Consider the following 16365-nt stretch of genomic DNA (forward strand, 5'->3'; position numbering starts at 1 on the left):
GTTATAATTTAATTTATTTAAATTTTCGTGGGCAAATATACGGAAATTTCTCAAGTGAAAACCACCAGTAATTTCATGAAATATCAGGAGTGACCATCAGTGTTTACCTTTTAAAAATAATGTGATAAGTTATAATGCTTTTATTGATTAAAATTGAAAATTAACAGGTCACAACACTTCCCATTAGTTTATAAAATAGTTGATCCTATTTTGTCCTCTTTTCTAAATGAAAACATTTGAACTTAAGTTGAATTACGTGTTTTAAATAAATTTAAATGTTTTATTAATTGTAGCAGGCCAAGCTATGCAACGAAGTTTATTTTTAATACATGAATAATGTTAGAATTTTAACAAAATATATTTCGGCATAAATTTGGATATTATCTTTAGAAATCATTAAATATTAACATTAAAAATTAACATTATGGGAATTTTATGGACATTAATTATTGGAGCTGTCGCAGGATGGTTAGGCTCGCAGATTTTTAAAGGGGGAAGCCTTGGGTTAATAGGAAATATAATCGTCGGTATCATCGGTGGATTTATCGGATATTGGCTTTTAGGAACTTTGTTTGGAACGGCGGTTATTGGACAGATTCTTACTGGCGCTGTCGGTGCAATTGTTTTACTGGCAATAATTAATTTACTCTCTGGCCGCAGGGTTTAAATTAAAAATATTGATTAGAAATCAATTCTCTTCTTACATAAAAACGTCCTGAGAAAATCAGAACGTTTTTTTATGGTTTAAAAATAGAAAAACGACAATTCATAATTACCAGCCGCCGCCTCCGCCACCGCCACCTCCGCCGCCGGAAAATCCACCACCACCTGATCCGCTTCCGGAACTTGAAGGTTGCGTAGAAGAACTCGCGATGGATTGCGACAGTGAAGAATTTAAGGAGCCCGCAAAATTCATATTCATTACCGAAGCGCCAATAAACCAATTCGAATGATACTGCTGATTTTCTCCTAAAGCTGATTTTTTTAACATGCTTTGGAATTTTTCGCCCCAAATTTTCTCAACACCTAAAACCATCGCGTAAGGCAACATTTTTTCAAAAATATCTGGCGTCATTGCCGGCGGATTGTGAAATTGCAGTGTTTTTTCTTCTGCCGTTCCAAGGTACATTTTGAAACCGTCTATGAGCGATTGGGTTTCCAGTTTTTCTGAACTTGGTTGTTTAATGAAATATTGATAAAGTACCATTGCGATAAATCCAAATAGTAAGAAACCATAACTTGCGTAGAAGCCTATGTTTTCTGTTCTTTCTGTGTCCAGTGAAAAGATTGTTGAAAGAATCGACATCAATCCTATTGCAATGAAGGCAAATAAAACTTTCACCACACTTGATCTTTCAAAAAAAACAGAAATAAAAATTCCTGTAAATAAAGCAGCCGCACTCAGAAAAATTCCTGCGCCCAAATGAGTGTCGCTATAACTTATTCGGTAACTGAAAAATAAACCAAGTCCATAAAAGCCGAAAATGACAATAATCGGTAAGATTAATTTACTCGTATTATTTCCTTTTTTCAAAAAGTCATCATGTTGAAATTTTAAACTGGCCTTGAAATCATTCACAGCATTTTCAATTTTTGAATTGTATTGTCCATCGAAAGTGATAACCGTTGATTCGCCGGAAAATAATTTATTCATCAGGTTGATTTCCTCTTTTGGTAAAGTCTGATCCTGTTCTTTGATCTTTTCTAATGTATATTCTTTGCCGCCGAAAATTCCCAGAATTCTTTTATCTTCTTCGATGATTTTGATAAAACCTTTAACAGCCAGACTTACAATGGCTGCCGAAATCATCTGCGTCGAGTAATGTTCGTTTTCCAGATAACCTAAAGAAGCAGGAGACAGGTTTTGTGGCGCATTGAATTGCGGGTAAACAACGGGCTTCTGCGGATCGATTCCATATTTCTTCCAACTGGTAAAAAAGTATCCTGATAATCCTAAAGCTGCTGCAATAAGCGCTGCTAAAATCCCGTATTTTTCTAAAAATCCCGGTGGAGGCGGAGGGGCAAAGATTCCTTTGTTGAACCCAACTGCAATCGTTAATTCTTCATTTTGTGCTAAGTTTTTTGCGGACCATTCAATGGTGTTTGAAGATGATTGGTGACCGGTACAATTGGAAGCGTTCGATCCATAACTTCCGGTATAACAGGAATGTTGCAGAATTTGCACATTTTCCGGCAAGGTAACTTTAGCCGATATTTCGTCCACTGAAAAATCCCACAATGTACCGTTCACATTCCAGTAAAATTCATCATAATTGTCAAAAAATCCAATCTGATCTGATGTTTTGTATTTCAGTTCATATTCATAAACTCCTGGAGTTAGGATGATGTCTTTGTTTCCAAAATAAATATCGTAATCAGAACTGGTACTTTCGGTATGATAATCTTCTTTTGATCCATTTTTCTGAACCGAAATGAGATCATATTTAATTCTTATTTTCCTGCCATTAATGTTCCTCCATAAAGGTAAGGACCGGAAAATTCCTCTGCGGATATTAATTCCTTCTGCGTAAACTTTTATTTTTTCGGTAACCGTAATTTGTGCATTTTTAGCAATAACGATATCGGAATCGAAAGAAATAATATGTTCGTAGTTTTTCCGGGCAGAGGAATCAACCGCCAAATCCTGTGCTGCACCAATCCCGAAAATCAGGATTAGAAATGTAAAAATTAACCGGTTCATGGTTTTTAGAATTTTACATTCGGAACCGCTCTTTCGGTAATGTTTTCCAGTTCAAAGAAAGGAGATTTGGTAAACTTGTACATATTGGCAATGATATTGCTCGGGAAAGTAGCGACCAGAATATTGTTTTCCCGAACGGTTCCGTTATAATATCTTCTCGATTTTTCGATGTCGCCTTCCAAAGTGGATAATTCGCTTTGAAGTTGCAGGAAATTGGTATTTGCCTTTAAGTCCGGATATTGTTCTGCAACAGCATTCAAATTCATCATTGCCTGATTCAGATTTTTTTCAGCCGCTTCTTTTTCCTCAACGGAATTTGCCGACATGGCGGCGGCTCTCGCTCTCGTCACACTGTCAAAGGTTTCTCTCTCGTGCGTGGCATAACCTTTCACCGTTTCTACCAGATTTGGAATTAAATCGTATCGTTTTTTCAGCATTACATCGATACTGCTCCACGCTTCATCAACCATCGTTCGCAACTTTACCAGTTGATTGTAGATAGATACTCCATAGAATAAAGCTACAGCGCAAAAAGCAAGAATAATTAAAATAGCATTCATAATTTTAAAGTTTTTTGGTATTAATTTTTTTTTAATGGTTTTTTTACATGTGATCTAAGCAATCGGTTGCATGATGTATCAAATGTAACGGAAAGTTACAAATATTTAACATAATTTATACAGCCGCTGAAAAAAAACTATCTTTGCAAAAATTTTTGGGCTCGAAAAGTTCGAGTAACCCATTAATAATGTCATTATTAAACAAAATTTTATGTCGAATATCGTCGCCATAGTTGGACGTCCCAACGTAGGAAAATCCACCCTTTTTAACCGTTTTCTCGAAAGAAGAGAAGCAATTGTAGATTCAACAGCCGGAGTTACCAGAGACCGTCATTACGGAAAATCTGACTGGAACGGAGTTGAATTTACCGTGATCGATACCGGTGGTTACGAAGTGGATACTGAAGATGCATTTCAAGGAGAAATTATCAAACAGGTTGAATTAGCCGTTGATGAAGCTACATCGATTATTTTCATGCTCAACGTAGCTGAAGGTTTAACAGATACCGATATTGAAATTCATGAAATGTTACGCCGGTCTAATAAACCGGTTTATATTGTTGTTAACAAAGCGGATTCTGCAAAAGAAGAATTGGCCGCAACTGAATTCTATCAATTGGGAATTCCAAAATATTATACCATGTCTTCTGCAACAGGTTCCGGAACCGGAGAGTTGTTGGATGATATCGTAAAAGATTTCCCGACTACTGAATATAAAGATCCTTTCGAAGGTTTACCAAAAATTACCATTGCAGGAAGACCAAACGTAGGAAAATCCACTTTAACCAACGCCCTTTTAGACAAGGAACAGAACATCGTAACTGATGTAGCGGGAACGACCCGGGATTCTATCCAGACTTTATATAACAAGTTCGGGCACGAATTTGTTTTGGTTGATACCGCAGGAATGCGCCGTAAAGCCAAAGTAAAAGAAGATTTAGAATTTTATTCAGTGATGCGTGCTGTTCGTTCCATAGAATATTCTGATATCGTAATTATCATGGTTGATGCCACTTTAGGTTGGGAATCTCAGGATATGAATATTTTCGGACTGGCTCAGAAAAACAGAAAAGGAATCGTGATCGTGGTGAATAAATGGGATTTGGTAGAAAAAGAAACCAATACGACCCGTGATTTTGAAGCGAGAATTAAAGAAAAAATTGGTCAGTTTACCGATATTCCAATTCTTTTTGTGTCTGCTTTAACGAAACAGAGAATTCTGAAAACCGTTGAAGTTGCCATGGAAGTTTACCAAAACAGAGCGAAGAAAATTAAAACTTCAAAATTAAATGAAGTAATGCTTCCTGTTTTTGAGGCAACTCCGCCACCGGCATTGAAAGGGAAATATGTGAAAATAAAATATTGTGTACAGCTGCCAACGCCAAGTCCACAGTTTGTATTCTTCTGTAATTTACCGCAATATGTAAAAGAAGCTTATAAAAGATTCACTGAAAATCAACTTCGAAAACATTTCGGTTTCACCGGTGTTCCTATTGAAATTTACTTCAGACAAAAATAAATTGATTTGATGATGTGTCGATTTGTTAATTTGCTGATTTAATTATTAAACATAAACAAATGGAAAAAAGAAATGAAATTTTGGAATTGAGTATTCAGTTTGCATTAGACATTATCGAATTTACTGAAATTCTTGAGAGTAAAAGAAAATTTGTAATTGCTAATCAATTGTTGAAATCAGGAACATCTGTGGGCGCAAATATTTTCGAATCTCAAAGTGCAGAAAGCAGAGCAGATTTTATTCACAAATTAAAAATAGCAGATAAAGAAGCAAAAGAAACAGAATATTGGCTTTTGCTCTGTGAAAAATCACCAAGCTATCCTTTTAATGAAGATTTGAAAATAACATTACTCAGTATTCAGAAGCTTTTGTCAAAAATTATATCGACTTCAAAAATTAATAAATAAGATCGTATTAATCGCCACATCATCACATCAACAAATCGTCACATCATCAAATCAATATTATGATTACTGTCCTTTCAGATCAATTTTCTCTCATTAATACTTGGATTAACGAACTTCGAAATGTAGAAATTCAAAACGACCGACTCCGGTTCCGTAGAAATATGGAAAGAATTGGAGAAATTGCCGCCTTTGAAATCAGCAAAGGGTTGGAACAAAAGGAAATCGAAATTACCACGCCTTTAGACAAAATCAAATCACAGGAAGTTGCTGTACAACCTGTAATTACCACGATTTTAAGAGCTGGTGTTCCATTGTTTCAGGGAATTTTAAATTATCTCGATAAAGCAGATTGTGGGTTCGTAGCGGCGTATAGAAAACATGATGCAAACGATTACTTCTCAATCAAACAGGATTATCTAACCTGCCCGAGTATTGACGGCAGACCTTTGATTGTCGCTGATCCCATGTTGGCAACAGGCGCAAGTTTAATTGAAGCCATCAAGGATTTATTAAATCACGGAAAACCGACACAGCTCCATATTGTCGCAGCAATCGCTTCACAACAAGGCGTTGATACCATTCAAAAAGAGTTTCCAGATGCAAAAATATGGGTAGGCGTTATCGACGAAAAGTTGACCTCAAAAGGCTATATTACTCCAGGTTTGGGTGATGCTGGTGATTTGTCCTACGGCGAAAAATTACAGAGATAATTATCTTGGATTTTTAACCTTGGTTCATGGCTCTTTAAATTAATCCATTGCCATCACCAAAACGCTCACTTTATTATCTCCGGCTTTTAAAATTTCCCAGGCAATGGCGCTCATCGTATTTCCAGTCGTGAAAACATCATCGATCAATAAAATATGCTGATTGGAAATGTTTTTGGTGACTGAAAACAGATTTTCATTGAAAATTCTTTGCTCTTTGCTTTTTTTAGCTTGTGCTTTCTTGTAAAAGTTACGTTTAATTAAATGGTGGTCAATGGGGATTTTTAGCTCTTTCGAAAGGGTCTCCCCGAAAAGGTGTAACTGGTTATAGCCACGTTCTTTCTGCTTTTTTGGATGGAGTGGAACGGTCACTAAAAGGTTGGGTTTTGAATCCGAAAAATCTAATTTTTCCACCGTCCAATTGGCAATGATTTTCCCGATTTTCTCCCGACTTCCGTATTTTAATTGATGAATAATTTTCTGACTCGTGCTTTCTTCCTCAAACTGCATCAATGAGAAAGCGTTTTCAATGGGAAAAAGTAAACGGCATTTCTCAGTTAGAAGATTGCTTTCGGAAATGTGATGATGAGTAAAATTGATTTGATCAAAACACAGTTCACAAATCACTTCCTCCGAAGGAATAATTCGGTTGCATTCCAGACAGCGATTCGGAAAAAGTAAGTCTACTAAAAACATACTCCATTTGTTTAGTGAAAGTTACAAATTACTTTGAACAATTTAGAGGGCTTAATTATTTTTTATCATTTTTAAACAGGCTCTTAATTTTAATAAAATCTTGTGCTTTATTTTAAAATTTCCTTCCGAATCTGCTGGATAGACTTTTTCATATTTGCATTAAAAATTTCCTTTTCTAATCTCAAAGGAGGCGCTTGCCGCACTTCACAGTCAGAAATACTGCAAAACTCACAGGTTACGCCGACATTAACTGTTTTGATCTGATTGCTTTTGGCAAATTTAATTTTCTTCAAAGAAGCTGGATTTAATAAAATTCCAATACAATAACTTCTGTTCGTTCCATCAGAAAAAGGATTTTTCTGTGACGTGGAAATTACCAGATAGGTTAAACCCGTATCTTTATAATGAGAAATTTGTGCATCGGTGAGCTTTTCATTTTCTTTTAGATTGCTCATGTTTTTCACCGCTATCCAGCGTCGGCAATAATGTTCACTCGTAGCGTTTGCGTGCGGAGCTTGTTGCTGGTTCAAATGAAGTTCCTTCAAAATCTGAATTTTATCTGAATTTTTCTTTTTGGTAAAACAGAGATAAAACAAATCTTTAATCGCGAATTCTTGCGGTAATATATTGGTCAGGCGATAATAAAATGTCTCCGGCGAATTGGTGAATTCTTCAATTAAATTTTCAAAAAGGGTAGGATTCCACTCCTCATTTTCAAAAAAACTGCTTAGTTTTTGTGTTAATGTTTCTTTTCGAATCAATAATGATCCGGCGAAATAGGCAGCGTAATAATTATTGAGAAGTTCTTCAAAACTTGTGAAATCCAGCCAGGAATAAGTGTTTGGTCGGGGATTGAGATTCAAAACATTGAATCCGATTTCTTTCGCGAAAATAAAAGTTTTCTGATCTTCATCTAAAAGTTCATTCAGCAAAAGCAGGTTTTTTTCTGGAATAAAAAGCGAACGCAATTTTCCTGAAGCACCATATTGCCCCAAATCGAGAGACCGGATCTGGTACTGAAACTGCCGCTCTAAAATCTGCCGGAATTCAGTTGAATGAGGTTTTTCCGACAGATTATTTTCCAAAATGTAATCCTTTGCTTTCTCCTCGATTTCGGGAAAATAATTGTCGTATAATTCCTGAAAACTTCTGATGACGGCAAAATAAAAACGCTCTTTACTGAGATTGTAATTTTTCGCAATCTCAATTAAAGTATTGATGAAAGCGGTCACTTTTTTGGGCGCTTCACTGATGATACTGATGAGGTTGTTTTTGTTGATGCCAAACAGGTCGAGCGGAATTTCTTTAAAAAAATCCGACTGTATGATTTCTGCGATTGGCGCTAAGCTTTTATCCAGTTTTGTAGAAACCAAATCGTCATAAGTGCAATTTAATGCAGTTGCAAGTTGTGAGATTTTATCATGTTTCGGGTACTTTTTGCCGTTTTCTATTTCATTTAAATACGATTTGGAAACTCCCGTTAAATTTGCCAGGTCTTGTAAGGAAAAACCTTTTTTTTGACGGAACTGTTTCATTTTCAGTCCGAAAACGGTTTTTATAAAATCACTGTCACTTGCCATTAGTCAAAAATTAATTTATATTATTTCTAAATAGGTGTAAAATCCGATGAACACAAAGATAAATAAAATAAAGCGATTGTTCGCATAATTTATGTTTGGTAAATTTAGCGAACGTTCGCTATTTGTGAAAATTTTTTATTTAAGTTTGCAGTATCAAATCTTTAAAGTTTATACACATGGAAACGGCAACACAATTTCAGATCGTCCCTCAGGAACAGTACAGCGACATTTTCACCTCTGAATTATTGGTTTTTTTGGCGGAACTTCATGTTAATTTCAACAATAGAAGAATCGCACTTCTTCAGGCAAGAAATGTGAAGCAAATCGAATTCGATCACCGCCAACTTCCGAAATTTTTGGCAGAAACAGAGGAAATCAGAAAAGAAAACTGGATTTGTAATCCTTTGCCAAAAGATTTACTCGACAGAAGAGTGGAGATTACCGGACCTGTTGAACGAAAAATGATCATCAACGCTTTGAATTCCGGAGCTTCCACTTTCATGGCAGATTTTGAAGACAGCAATTCGCCGACCTGGGAAAATTGTATGGAAGGACAAAGAAATCTTTCCGATGCCGTCAATAAAACCATCAGTTTCGAAAGTGAAAACGGTAAAAAATATGAATTGGCTGAAACGGTAGCCACGCTTTTGGTTCGCCCGCGTGGTCTTCATTTAGAAGAAAAAAATATTAAAATCAATGGTGAAAGGACTTCCGCTTCTTTAATCGATTTTGGAATCTATTTCTTTAGAAATGCTGAAAAATTAATTGAAAACGGAAGTGGGCCTTATTTTTATTTGCCAAAATTAGAACATTACAAAGAAGCAAATTGGTGGAACGATGTTTTTAAATTTTCGCAAGATTATCTTGAAATCCCTCAAGGTACCATTAAAGCAACAGTTCTCATAGAAACCATTACTGCGTCTTTTCAGCTGGATGAAATTTTATTTGAATTAAAAGAACACAGTTCCGGCCTCAATTGTGGAAGGTGGGATTATATTTTTTCTTACATTAAAAAGTTTCGGAATCTGCCCGAATTTTTGGTTCCCGACAGAGATCAGGTGACCATGACTTCGCCTTTTATGAGTGCATATTCCAAAAGAGTAATTCAGGTTTGTCACAAAAGAAATGTTCACGCGATGGGCGGAATGGCAGCGCAAATTCCCGTGAAAAATAACGAAAAGGAAAACGAAATCGCTTATGCGAAAGTCCGCGCCGACAAAGAACGCGAAGTTAAAAATGGCCACGATGGGACTTGGGTTGCCCATCCGGGATTGGTTTCGGTTGCAAAAGCAATCTTTGATGAATTCATGCCGATGGCAAATCAAATCGGTAAAAAATTTGAAGACTACCACATTTCCGAAGAAAATTTACTTGAAATTCCAAAGGGAACCATCACTGAAAATGGCGTTCGAAAAAATATTAATGTCGGAATTCTCTACATCGAATCTTGGTTAATGGGCGTGGGTGCTGCTGCTTTGTATAATTTAATGGAAGACGCGGCAACTGCAGAAATATCCCGAACCCAGATTTGGCAATGGCTGAAAAATGAAGCAAAATTAGAAGACGGACGAACTTTAATGCCAGAAATGGTTTTGCATTGGCAGGAAGAGGAATTGGATAAAATCAAAAATTATGTCGGTGAAGAACGGTTCAGAAACGGAAAATTTGATCTCGCTACCGAACTTTTTGATGACCTTATTCTCAACGACAATTTCGAAGAATTTCTGACTTTGAAAGCGTATCAGTTTATTTAAGAAGCAGAAGAAAAGCGGCAATAATGGTGAATGGTGAATTTTTTAATCCGGTTCTCAAAATCGAAAATTCAACGAAGTCAATCGCCTTTGCGTTCGTAATTTCAGAAGCGTATTATTCAAAAATCTTTGCGTCTTTGCGTTAAAAAAAGCAGTCCATCAAAGATATAAAATCACCAAAACAAATCGATATGAAAAAGCAAGAACAGATCCAGCAACTGGAAAAAGAATGGTTGGAAAGCCCAAGATGGAAAGGTATCAAAAGACCGTATTCCGCAGAAAAAGTATTGAAACTTCGAGGTTCTTATCAACTCGATTACACCATCGCCAAATTAATGTCAGAGAAATTATGGGAAAAACTGAATAATCAGGATTTTGTGGCAGGATTAGGCGCTTTAACAGGAAATCAAGCGGTACAGGAAGTTGACGCCGGTTTGGAAGCGATTTATCTTTCCGGCTGGCAAGTAGCTGCCGATGCGAATTTGAGTGGTGAAATGTACCCGGATCAAAGCTTATATCCTGCGAATTCCGTTCCGTCTGTGGTGAAAAGAATCAATAATGCTTTATTGCGTGCAGATCAAATTCAGTCTGTAAATGAAGTGGATAAAGAGAATTGCAAAGAATATCTGGTTCCGATCGTTGCTGATGCAGAAGCTGGTTTTGGTGGTAATTTGAATGCTTTTGAATTAATGAAACAAATGATCGAAGCCGGTGCAGCCGGAGTTCATTTCGAAGACCAATTGTCTTCGGCAAAAAAATGCGGACATTTAGGTGGGAAAGTTCTGGTGCCAACTCAGGAAGCGATCAATAAACTGATTGCAGCGCGTTTGGCAGCCGATGTTTGTGGAGTTCCAACGCTTTTGGTGGCGAGAACTGATGCTGATGCGGCGGATTTGTTAACCTCGGATATCGACGAACGAGACCGTAAATTCGTGACAGGGAAAAGAACAACTGAAGGCTTCTATGAAGTGAAAAACGGAGTAGAGCAGGGAATCGACAGAGGTCTGGCTTATGCGCCTTACGCTGATTTGATCTGGATGGAAACTTCAAACCCTGATTTAGCGTACGCCAGAAAATTCGCTGAAGGAATCCACGCAAAATTCCCGGGAAAAATGCTCGCTTACAACTGTTCCCCTTCTTTCAACTGGGCTGCAAAATTATCAGTTCCCGAAATGGAAACATTCCGCGAAGAATTAGCCGCGATGGGTTACAAATTCCAGTTCATTACTTTGGCCGGTTTCCACGCTTTAAATACGTCAATGTTCGAGTTGGCTTTGGCTTACAAAGAAAGAGGAATGGCAGGTTACAGCGAATTACAGGAAAGAGAATTTGCACTTCAATCGAAAGGTTTCCGCGCCGTAAAACATCAGAATTTCGTCGGAACTTCTTATTTTGACGAAGTGCAAACCGTAGTTACCGATGGAAATTCATCTACAGCGGCTTTGGCTGGATCAACTGAAAGGGAACAGTTTCATTGATTGATAAAGACACTGGATTTTTAGACTTCAGATGTGAGACTTGCTACGTCAAAAATCGTCTCATGTCTCACTTCTAAGAATCTCGATTCTAGTTTATTTTAAGAAAGTCCTCTCCTTTTTTGGGGAGGATTTTGTGATTTGTCTTCCTAAATCCTTTGTCGATTGCCAAAAATCGAAATCGCAATGGATTTAATTTTTTTGCGCCTTTGCATTAAAAACATTATTCAGCACTCTTTTTTATTATTTCAAAAAAGCTTAAACTTTCATTATCTTTGCGCCATGATACGCATCACCAAAATTTTCACGTTCGAAACCGCCCACGTTCTCTACAATTACGACGGCAAATGCAAAAATATGCACGGACATTCCTACAAACTTTTTGTTACGGTAAAAGGAAATCCGATCAATGATTTAGACCATCCAAAAAACGGAATGGTCGTAGATTTTGGAGACATTAAAAAAATCGTAAAATCACAGATTATCGATCGTTGGGATCACGCGGTGATGCTCAATGGTATTTCGCCGCACAAACAATTGGGGGAAGACCTGGAGGAAAAAGGACATAAAGTGATTTATTGCGGTTACCAGCCGACCTGCGAAAATATGCTTTACGACATCGCTTCGAAAATAAAAAAGCAACTTCCCGAAACCGTATCCCTGGCTTATCTTAAACTTCATGAAACCGAAAACTCTTATGGAGAATGGTTTGCGGAAGATCAAGTTTAATCTGAAAATGCAATATTTTGAAAATGTGCTAAATTTGCAAAATTCGGATCATTCGAAACATTCGGGTAATTCGAAAAATATTATGAAAATCAATTTAGAACAAAATAAAAAAGTCTATTTCGCTTCTGATCAGCATTTTGGTGCACCAACTCCAAAAGAAAGCAAGGTTCGCGAGGAGAAATTTATCCGCTGGCTCGACGAAATTAAAGTGGATGCCCAGGTTTTATTTCTCATGGGAGATTTGTTTGATTTCTGGCACGAATGGAATCACGTTATTCCGAAAGGATATGTCCGCGTTTTAGGGAAATTGGCCGAATTAAAAGATTCTGGAATTGAACTGTTCATGTTCGTTGGCAATCACGATTTGTGGATGAAAAATTATTTTGAAGAAGAAATAGGATGTAAAGTTTATTTTGATAAACAGTATTTCGAAATCAACGGAAAGAATTTTCTTCTCGCACACGGAGACGGTTTAGGTCCCGGCGATAAAGGCTATAAAAGAATGAAAAAACTGTTCACCAATCCTTTGGCACAATGGGCTTTCAAATGGTTGCATCCGGATATTGCGATGAAAATAGCCATTTATTTTTCAACAAAAAACAAGATGATTTCCGGGGAAGAGGACAAAGAGTTTCTTGGTGAAGACAAGGAATTTCTGATTATTTATTCCAAAGAAAAACTCAAAACAGAAGAAATCGATTATTTCGTTTACGGTCACCGGCATTTACCGATGATTCTGGACTTAGAAAACGGCAGCGCCCAATATATCAACCTCGGTGACTGGATTTCTTATTTTACGTTTGGGGAATTTCAAACTCACTTTAAATTAAAGTCTTACAAAACTGGAGTCACAGAAATTTTCAGCGACGATACCACTTCGTAAGATAAAATTCAAGAAAAAATAACTTTTAACAGTTAAAATTTACTATCATCCTAAATATTAAGAATCTCCGTGGTTAAAAATATTTTCAACATTAAGACAGCAACCGATTTCCAACAAAAATGTCTGGAAACTTTCCGCTATCAATATCAAAATATCGAGGTTTATAGAAAGTTTGTCGATTATTTAAATATCAAACCGGATGATATTCAGGAAGTAGAAAAAATTCCTTTTCTGCCGATTGAAATGTTTAAAAATCACACGATTTTAGATCGAAATAAAAACACCGATCTGTTTTTCCAAAGTTCAGGAACCACGCAGATGAATCTTTCAAAACACTGGATTGCTGACGAAAACCTTTACCAGGAAAGCATTGAAAAAAGTTTCGGACAGTTTATCGGAAAACCGGAAGATTATATTTTTCTCGGATTGTTGCCGAGTTATCTGGAAAAGCAAAATTCTTCCTTAATTTATATGGTTGATTTTCTGATGAAAAAATCAGGAAAACCAGAGAACGGATATTTTCTTTATAATCATGAGGATTTATTTGAATTATTAAATCAACTCTCCAAAGAAAATAAAAAAGTAATTTTATTCGGCGTTTCTTTTGCGCTGCTGGATTTTTTAGATTTTGTAGAAACACATCAGCACATCATCCCATCAGCACATCAACTCACCATCATCGAAACCGGCGGAATGAAAGGGCGAAAAGAGGAAATGACCAAAGATGAACTTTTGAATATCTTTCATAAAGGTTTCGGAACCGACAAAATTTATTCGGAATATTCAATGACCGAATTGCTTTCGCAAGCGTATTCCTTAGGCCAGAATATCTATGAAAGTCCCAACTGGATGCGCGTTCTCATCAGAAACACCGAAGATCCTTTTTCGTATGTTGAAGAGGGAAGAAACGGTGCGATCAATATCATCGATTTGGCCAACCGGCATTCCTGCAGTTTTATTGCGACGCAGGATTTGGGTAGAATTGAGATAAATTCCGAACTTAATTTCGTCCAGAATGACGATGCCATTATTTCCAACCGGTTTCAGGTTTTGGGCCGGATCGACCATTCCGATATCCGTGGTTGCAGTTTGCTGGTGTCTTAAAATTAAATTTTCATGCTAAAAGTTGAAGAACTTACCTATAATTATATCTCACAATTTTGCGATTTCGAGAAGGATCTGGTGTTGACGAATCACTTTCATTCCGATTGGGAAGCTGATATTTTAATTATTAATGAGGAAGGATTCAGTCATGAAATCGAAATCAAATTTTCAAAAGCTGATTTTAAAAACGATTTCAAAAAACAATATCAAAACCAGAAAACCAAGGAGAAATTCCTAAAACACGATAAAATTTCGTGTGGCGATTATCCGTGCAACAGGTTCAGTTTTCTGTTGCCACAAGGGTTGATTGAAATTGCGGATATTCCTGAGCATTGCGGAATCATAGAGTTTTATCATAATCCTGATTCCTGGAAAACCACTTTTGAAGAAATCAGAAAACCAGAAAACGTTCATGAAGAAAAATTCTGGAAATTCTTTGACAAAGATTTAATGCTGAAAATAACGGCGAGAAATCTTTACTTTAAAAAATTGGAAGTGAAAGGGAAGTTCGAAGAATTAATTCTGCCACCGAAATTTTTACAGAAAAAATAAAACCGCCCAGTGATGAGCGGATTATTTTTTTTATTGAATTTGCTTTTATGCAACTTCTACTTCATTTTCTTGAAATAAATAGTTATAAATTAAACCGCCGGTTACACCTCCTAAAATTGGAGCCACCCAAAATAACCAGAGTTGATGAAGGGCAAGTCCGCCCACAAAAATCGCCTGTGAAGTTGCTCTGGCAGGATTTACCGAAGTATTTGTAATCGGAATACAAATCAAGTGAATTAAAGTCAACGTTAAACCAATTGCGATTCCTGCGAATTTTCCGTTGGCGTATTTATCCGTTGCGCCCATAATGACAAATATGAAAAACGCGGTCAATAAAAACTCGGCTAAAAATGCGGCTCCCAAACTAAAAGCTCGTCCATTATAAACGGCTTCACCGTAAAAATTTGAAGCAAATGCTCCGGCTCCCTCTCGGGAAAAGGCACCTGCACCATTGAGAATCAAATAGAGACAGCCTGCTGCAGCCAATGCGCCGAGGCATTGAGCAATGATATAAGGCAACAAATCTTTTGCGGGAAATCTGCCTCCTGCAACAAGTCCACAGGAAACAGCCGGATTAAAATGGCCACCGGAAATGTGTCCTACGGCATAGACCATGGTTAAAACAGATAGGCCGAAAGCCAGTGCGACTCCCAGTAATCCGATTCCGAGGTTGGGAACTCCGGCAGAGAATACTGCGGCCCCGCAGCCACCGAATACCAACCAAAACGTGCCGAAAAATTCGGCGGCTAATTTTCTTTTCATCATTTTGTGTTTTTATGTTACTCAAAGTTATCAATTTTTTCAACGCCATTTTCTGATTCGTGAAAAAATAGGGTTCTATTTTTAGGATGTAGTAATCCATTTTCAAAATTATTATCTTTACAGGAAATATAAGCAGATGAACTCTGGTAAATTCAAAATAGTACTTTGGTCTTTGGGGATTTTAATGGTTGTTTTCCTAGGATTCTTCCTTTATCAAATGACGCAAAGTAATTCAGTAAATTCCATGATGACGGTTCTAATGTTATTGTTAGGATTGGTTCTCGGTGGAATTATTGCTTTTTTAGCGTCCAAAAAATTGACAGCGGAACCAGCTGTTATTACTGAAAGTTCGCACACCATTGCTGAAAGTATGCGCAAAGTTTTCAAAGTGGTTTCTGCAGAAGGACATTTTAACGAAATCTATAATTACGAAGAAACGACCAAAATCTTTAATTTTATTCCATCAAAAAAGAAAGCTTTGGTCATTGTTCAGGCAAAAGTTTTGGTGGGTTATGACTTTGAAAAATTTAAATGGGAAATCGATGAACAGAACAGAAAAGTAAAATTGCTGAATTTTCCCGCACCGGAAATTCTTTCGACAGAAACCGATTATAAATACTATAATATCGAGGAACAGTTTTTCAACCTCTTCAGCAAAGATGATTTGGCCAAGATTCAGCAAAACGGAAAACAGCAAGTCATCGAAGCGGCGAAAAAATCCCATCTTCCGGAAGTGGCGGCAGAACAAATGCGGACTTTACTTACAGAGCTTTTAGCCGGGAAAAATTTTTTCCTGGAAAATGCCAATGTTATTTCTGAAAGCAAAAATCGAATTGAATATCGATCGCCTTCAATAAATGATTTTTCAAAAGAATGATATCATTTTTTGAAAGAATTCTGGTTTAAATTCTTATCATTAATTAAAAATAATATACGCAC

General features: G+C 36.8%; 16 protein-coding genes. 11 read left to right on the forward strand and 5 right to left on the reverse strand.

Annotation, left to right across the window (positions count from 1 at the left end):
- Window positions 1–424 precede the first annotated feature (424 nt).
- Window positions 425–667 carry a GlsB/YeaQ/YmgE family stress response membrane protein gene (locus QGN23_RS14365; protein WP_282904928.1) on the forward strand — a complete coding sequence of 81 codons (243 nt, stop codon included), beginning with the start codon at window positions 425–427 and terminating at the stop codon, window positions 665–667.
- A 105-nt stretch (window positions 668–772) separates the two neighbouring features.
- Here QGN23_RS14365 and QGN23_RS14370 read toward each other — a convergent pair whose 3' ends face one another.
- Window positions 773–2701 carry a DUF2207 domain-containing protein gene (locus QGN23_RS14370; protein WP_282904929.1) on the reverse strand — a complete coding sequence of 643 codons (1929 nt, stop codon included), beginning with the start codon at window positions 2699–2701 and terminating at the stop codon, window positions 773–775.
- Between the two features lie 5 nt (window positions 2702–2706).
- A complete protein-coding gene (locus QGN23_RS14375) occupies window positions 2707–3261 on the reverse strand; it encodes a LemA family protein (protein WP_282904930.1) in 555 nt (184 codons plus the stop codon).
- A gap of 211 nt (window positions 3262–3472) precedes the next feature.
- Here QGN23_RS14375 and der point away from each other — a divergent pair, with 211 nt between their 5' ends.
- The 3 genes from der to upp are packed head-to-tail and all read left to right on the forward strand — an operon-like array spanning window position 3473 to window position 5897.
- A complete protein-coding gene (gene der / locus QGN23_RS14380) occupies window positions 3473–4780 on the forward strand; it encodes a ribosome biogenesis GTPase Der (protein WP_282904931.1) in 1308 nt (435 codons plus the stop codon).
- Window positions 4781–4839: 59 nt separating this feature from the next.
- Complete coding sequence (locus QGN23_RS14385; RefSeq protein WP_282904932.1) at window positions 4840–5187, forward strand: four helix bundle protein; 348 nt, start codon at window positions 4840–4842, stop codon at window positions 5185–5187.
- A 59-nt stretch (window positions 5188–5246) separates the two neighbouring features.
- A complete protein-coding gene (gene upp, locus QGN23_RS14390) occupies window positions 5247–5897 on the forward strand; it encodes a uracil phosphoribosyltransferase (protein WP_282904933.1) in 651 nt (216 codons plus the stop codon).
- Between the two features lie 39 nt (window positions 5898–5936).
- Here upp and QGN23_RS14395 read toward each other — a convergent pair whose 3' ends face one another.
- Both QGN23_RS14395 and QGN23_RS14400 read right to left on the reverse strand, forming a co-directional pair.
- Window positions 5937–6590, reverse strand: a complete 654-nt coding sequence (locus QGN23_RS14395) for a ComF family protein (protein WP_282904934.1) — start codon at window positions 6588–6590, stop codon at window positions 5937–5939.
- A gap of 107 nt (window positions 6591–6697) precedes the next feature.
- Window positions 6698–8170 carry a helix-turn-helix domain-containing protein gene (locus QGN23_RS14400; RefSeq protein ID WP_282904935.1) on the reverse strand — a complete coding sequence of 491 codons (1473 nt, stop codon included), beginning with the start codon at window positions 8168–8170 and terminating at the stop codon, window positions 6698–6700.
- Between the two features lie 176 nt (window positions 8171–8346).
- On the opposite strand from QGN23_RS14400, the gene aceB reads away from it, so the two are divergent.
- The 6 genes from aceB (at window position 8347) to QGN23_RS14430 (ending at window position 14664) form a co-directional block, all read left to right on the forward strand.
- Window positions 8347–9924 (forward strand): malate synthase A, encoded by a 1578-nt coding sequence (gene aceB, locus QGN23_RS14405; protein ID WP_282904936.1) that lies wholly within the window; start codon window positions 8347–8349, stop codon window positions 9922–9924.
- Between the two features lie 188 nt (window positions 9925–10112).
- The gene (aceA, locus tag QGN23_RS14410; protein ID WP_282904937.1) at window positions 10113–11399 is read left to right on the forward strand and encodes an isocitrate lyase; all 1287 of its coding nucleotides are present in this window, start codon (window positions 10113–10115) and stop codon (window positions 11397–11399) included.
- Between the two features lie 279 nt (window positions 11400–11678).
- Window positions 11679–12125, forward strand: a complete 447-nt coding sequence (locus QGN23_RS14415; protein WP_282904938.1) for a 6-pyruvoyl trahydropterin synthase family protein — start codon at window positions 11679–11681, stop codon at window positions 12123–12125.
- 82 nt (window positions 12126–12207) lie between these two features.
- Complete coding sequence (locus QGN23_RS14420) at window positions 12208–13008, forward strand: UDP-2,3-diacylglucosamine diphosphatase (RefSeq protein WP_282904939.1); 801 nt, start codon at window positions 12208–12210, stop codon at window positions 13006–13008.
- Between the two features lie 69 nt (window positions 13009–13077).
- Entirely contained in the window at window positions 13078–14112 is a 1035-nt protein-coding gene (locus QGN23_RS14425) for a LuxE/PaaK family acyltransferase (protein WP_282904940.1), read from the forward strand.
- 12 nt (window positions 14113–14124) lie between these two features.
- Window positions 14125–14664 (forward strand): hypothetical protein, encoded by a 540-nt coding sequence (locus tag QGN23_RS14430; protein ID WP_282904941.1) that lies wholly within the window; start codon window positions 14125–14127, stop codon window positions 14662–14664.
- A 45-nt stretch (window positions 14665–14709) separates the two neighbouring features.
- On the opposite strand, the gene aqpZ is transcribed toward QGN23_RS14430, so the two are convergent.
- Window positions 14710–15426, reverse strand: a complete 717-nt coding sequence (gene aqpZ, locus QGN23_RS14435) for an aquaporin Z (RefSeq protein WP_282906413.1) — start codon at window positions 15424–15426, stop codon at window positions 14710–14712.
- A gap of 136 nt (window positions 15427–15562) precedes the next feature.
- Here aqpZ and QGN23_RS14440 point away from each other — a divergent pair, with 136 nt between their 5' ends.
- Entirely contained in the window at window positions 15563–16303 is a 741-nt protein-coding gene (locus QGN23_RS14440) for a DUF4230 domain-containing protein (protein ID WP_282904942.1), read from the forward strand.
- Window positions 16304–16365: the final 62 nt, after the last annotated feature.

The organism is Chryseobacterium gotjawalense (assembly GCF_030012525.1).
In the GTDB taxonomy this organism is placed as follows: Bacteria; Bacteroidota; Bacteroidia; order Flavobacteriales; family Weeksellaceae; genus Kaistella; species Kaistella gotjawalense.

What these genes read in the sequence shown, in the direction of transcription:
- QGN23_RS14365 (WP_282904928.1), top strand. Translation starts at nt 425, where the DNA reads ATGGGAATTTTATGGACATTAATTATTGGAGCTGTCGCAGGATGGTTA.
- QGN23_RS14370 (WP_282904929.1), bottom strand. Translation starts at nt 2,701, where the DNA reads ATGAACCGGTTAATTTTTACATTTCTAATCCTGATTTTCGGGATTGGT.
- QGN23_RS14375 (WP_282904930.1), bottom strand. Translation starts at nt 3,261, where the DNA reads ATGAATGCTATTTTAATTATTCTTGCTTTTTGCGCTGTAGCTTTATTC.
- der (WP_282904931.1), top strand. Translation starts at nt 3,473, where the DNA reads ATGTCGAATATCGTCGCCATAGTTGGACGTCCCAACGTAGGAAAATCC.
- QGN23_RS14385 (WP_282904932.1), top strand. Translation starts at nt 4,840, where the DNA reads ATGGAAAAAAGAAATGAAATTTTGGAATTGAGTATTCAGTTTGCATTA.
- upp (WP_282904933.1), top strand. Translation starts at nt 5,247, where the DNA reads ATGATTACTGTCCTTTCAGATCAATTTTCTCTCATTAATACTTGGATT.
- QGN23_RS14395 (WP_282904934.1), bottom strand. Translation starts at nt 6,590, where the DNA reads ATGTTTTTAGTAGACTTACTTTTTCCGAATCGCTGTCTGGAATGCAAC.
- QGN23_RS14400 (WP_282904935.1), bottom strand. Translation starts at nt 8,170, where the DNA reads ATGGCAAGTGACAGTGATTTTATAAAAACCGTTTTCGGACTGAAAATG.
- aceB (WP_282904936.1), top strand. Translation starts at nt 8,347, where the DNA reads ATGGAAACGGCAACACAATTTCAGATCGTCCCTCAGGAACAGTACAGC.
- aceA (WP_282904937.1), top strand. Translation starts at nt 10,113, where the DNA reads ATGAAAAAGCAAGAACAGATCCAGCAACTGGAAAAAGAATGGTTGGAA.
- QGN23_RS14415 (WP_282904938.1), top strand. Translation starts at nt 11,679, where the DNA reads ATGATACGCATCACCAAAATTTTCACGTTCGAAACCGCCCACGTTCTC.
- QGN23_RS14420 (WP_282904939.1), top strand. Translation starts at nt 12,208, where the DNA reads ATGAAAATCAATTTAGAACAAAATAAAAAAGTCTATTTCGCTTCTGAT.
- QGN23_RS14430 (WP_282904941.1), top strand. Translation starts at nt 14,125, where the DNA reads ATGCTAAAAGTTGAAGAACTTACCTATAATTATATCTCACAATTTTGC.
- aqpZ (WP_282906413.1), bottom strand. Translation starts at nt 15,426, where the DNA reads ATGAAAAGAAAATTAGCCGCCGAATTTTTCGGCACGTTTTGGTTGGTA.
- QGN23_RS14440 (WP_282904942.1), top strand. Translation starts at nt 15,563, where the DNA reads ATGAACTCTGGTAAATTCAAAATAGTACTTTGGTCTTTGGGGATTTTA.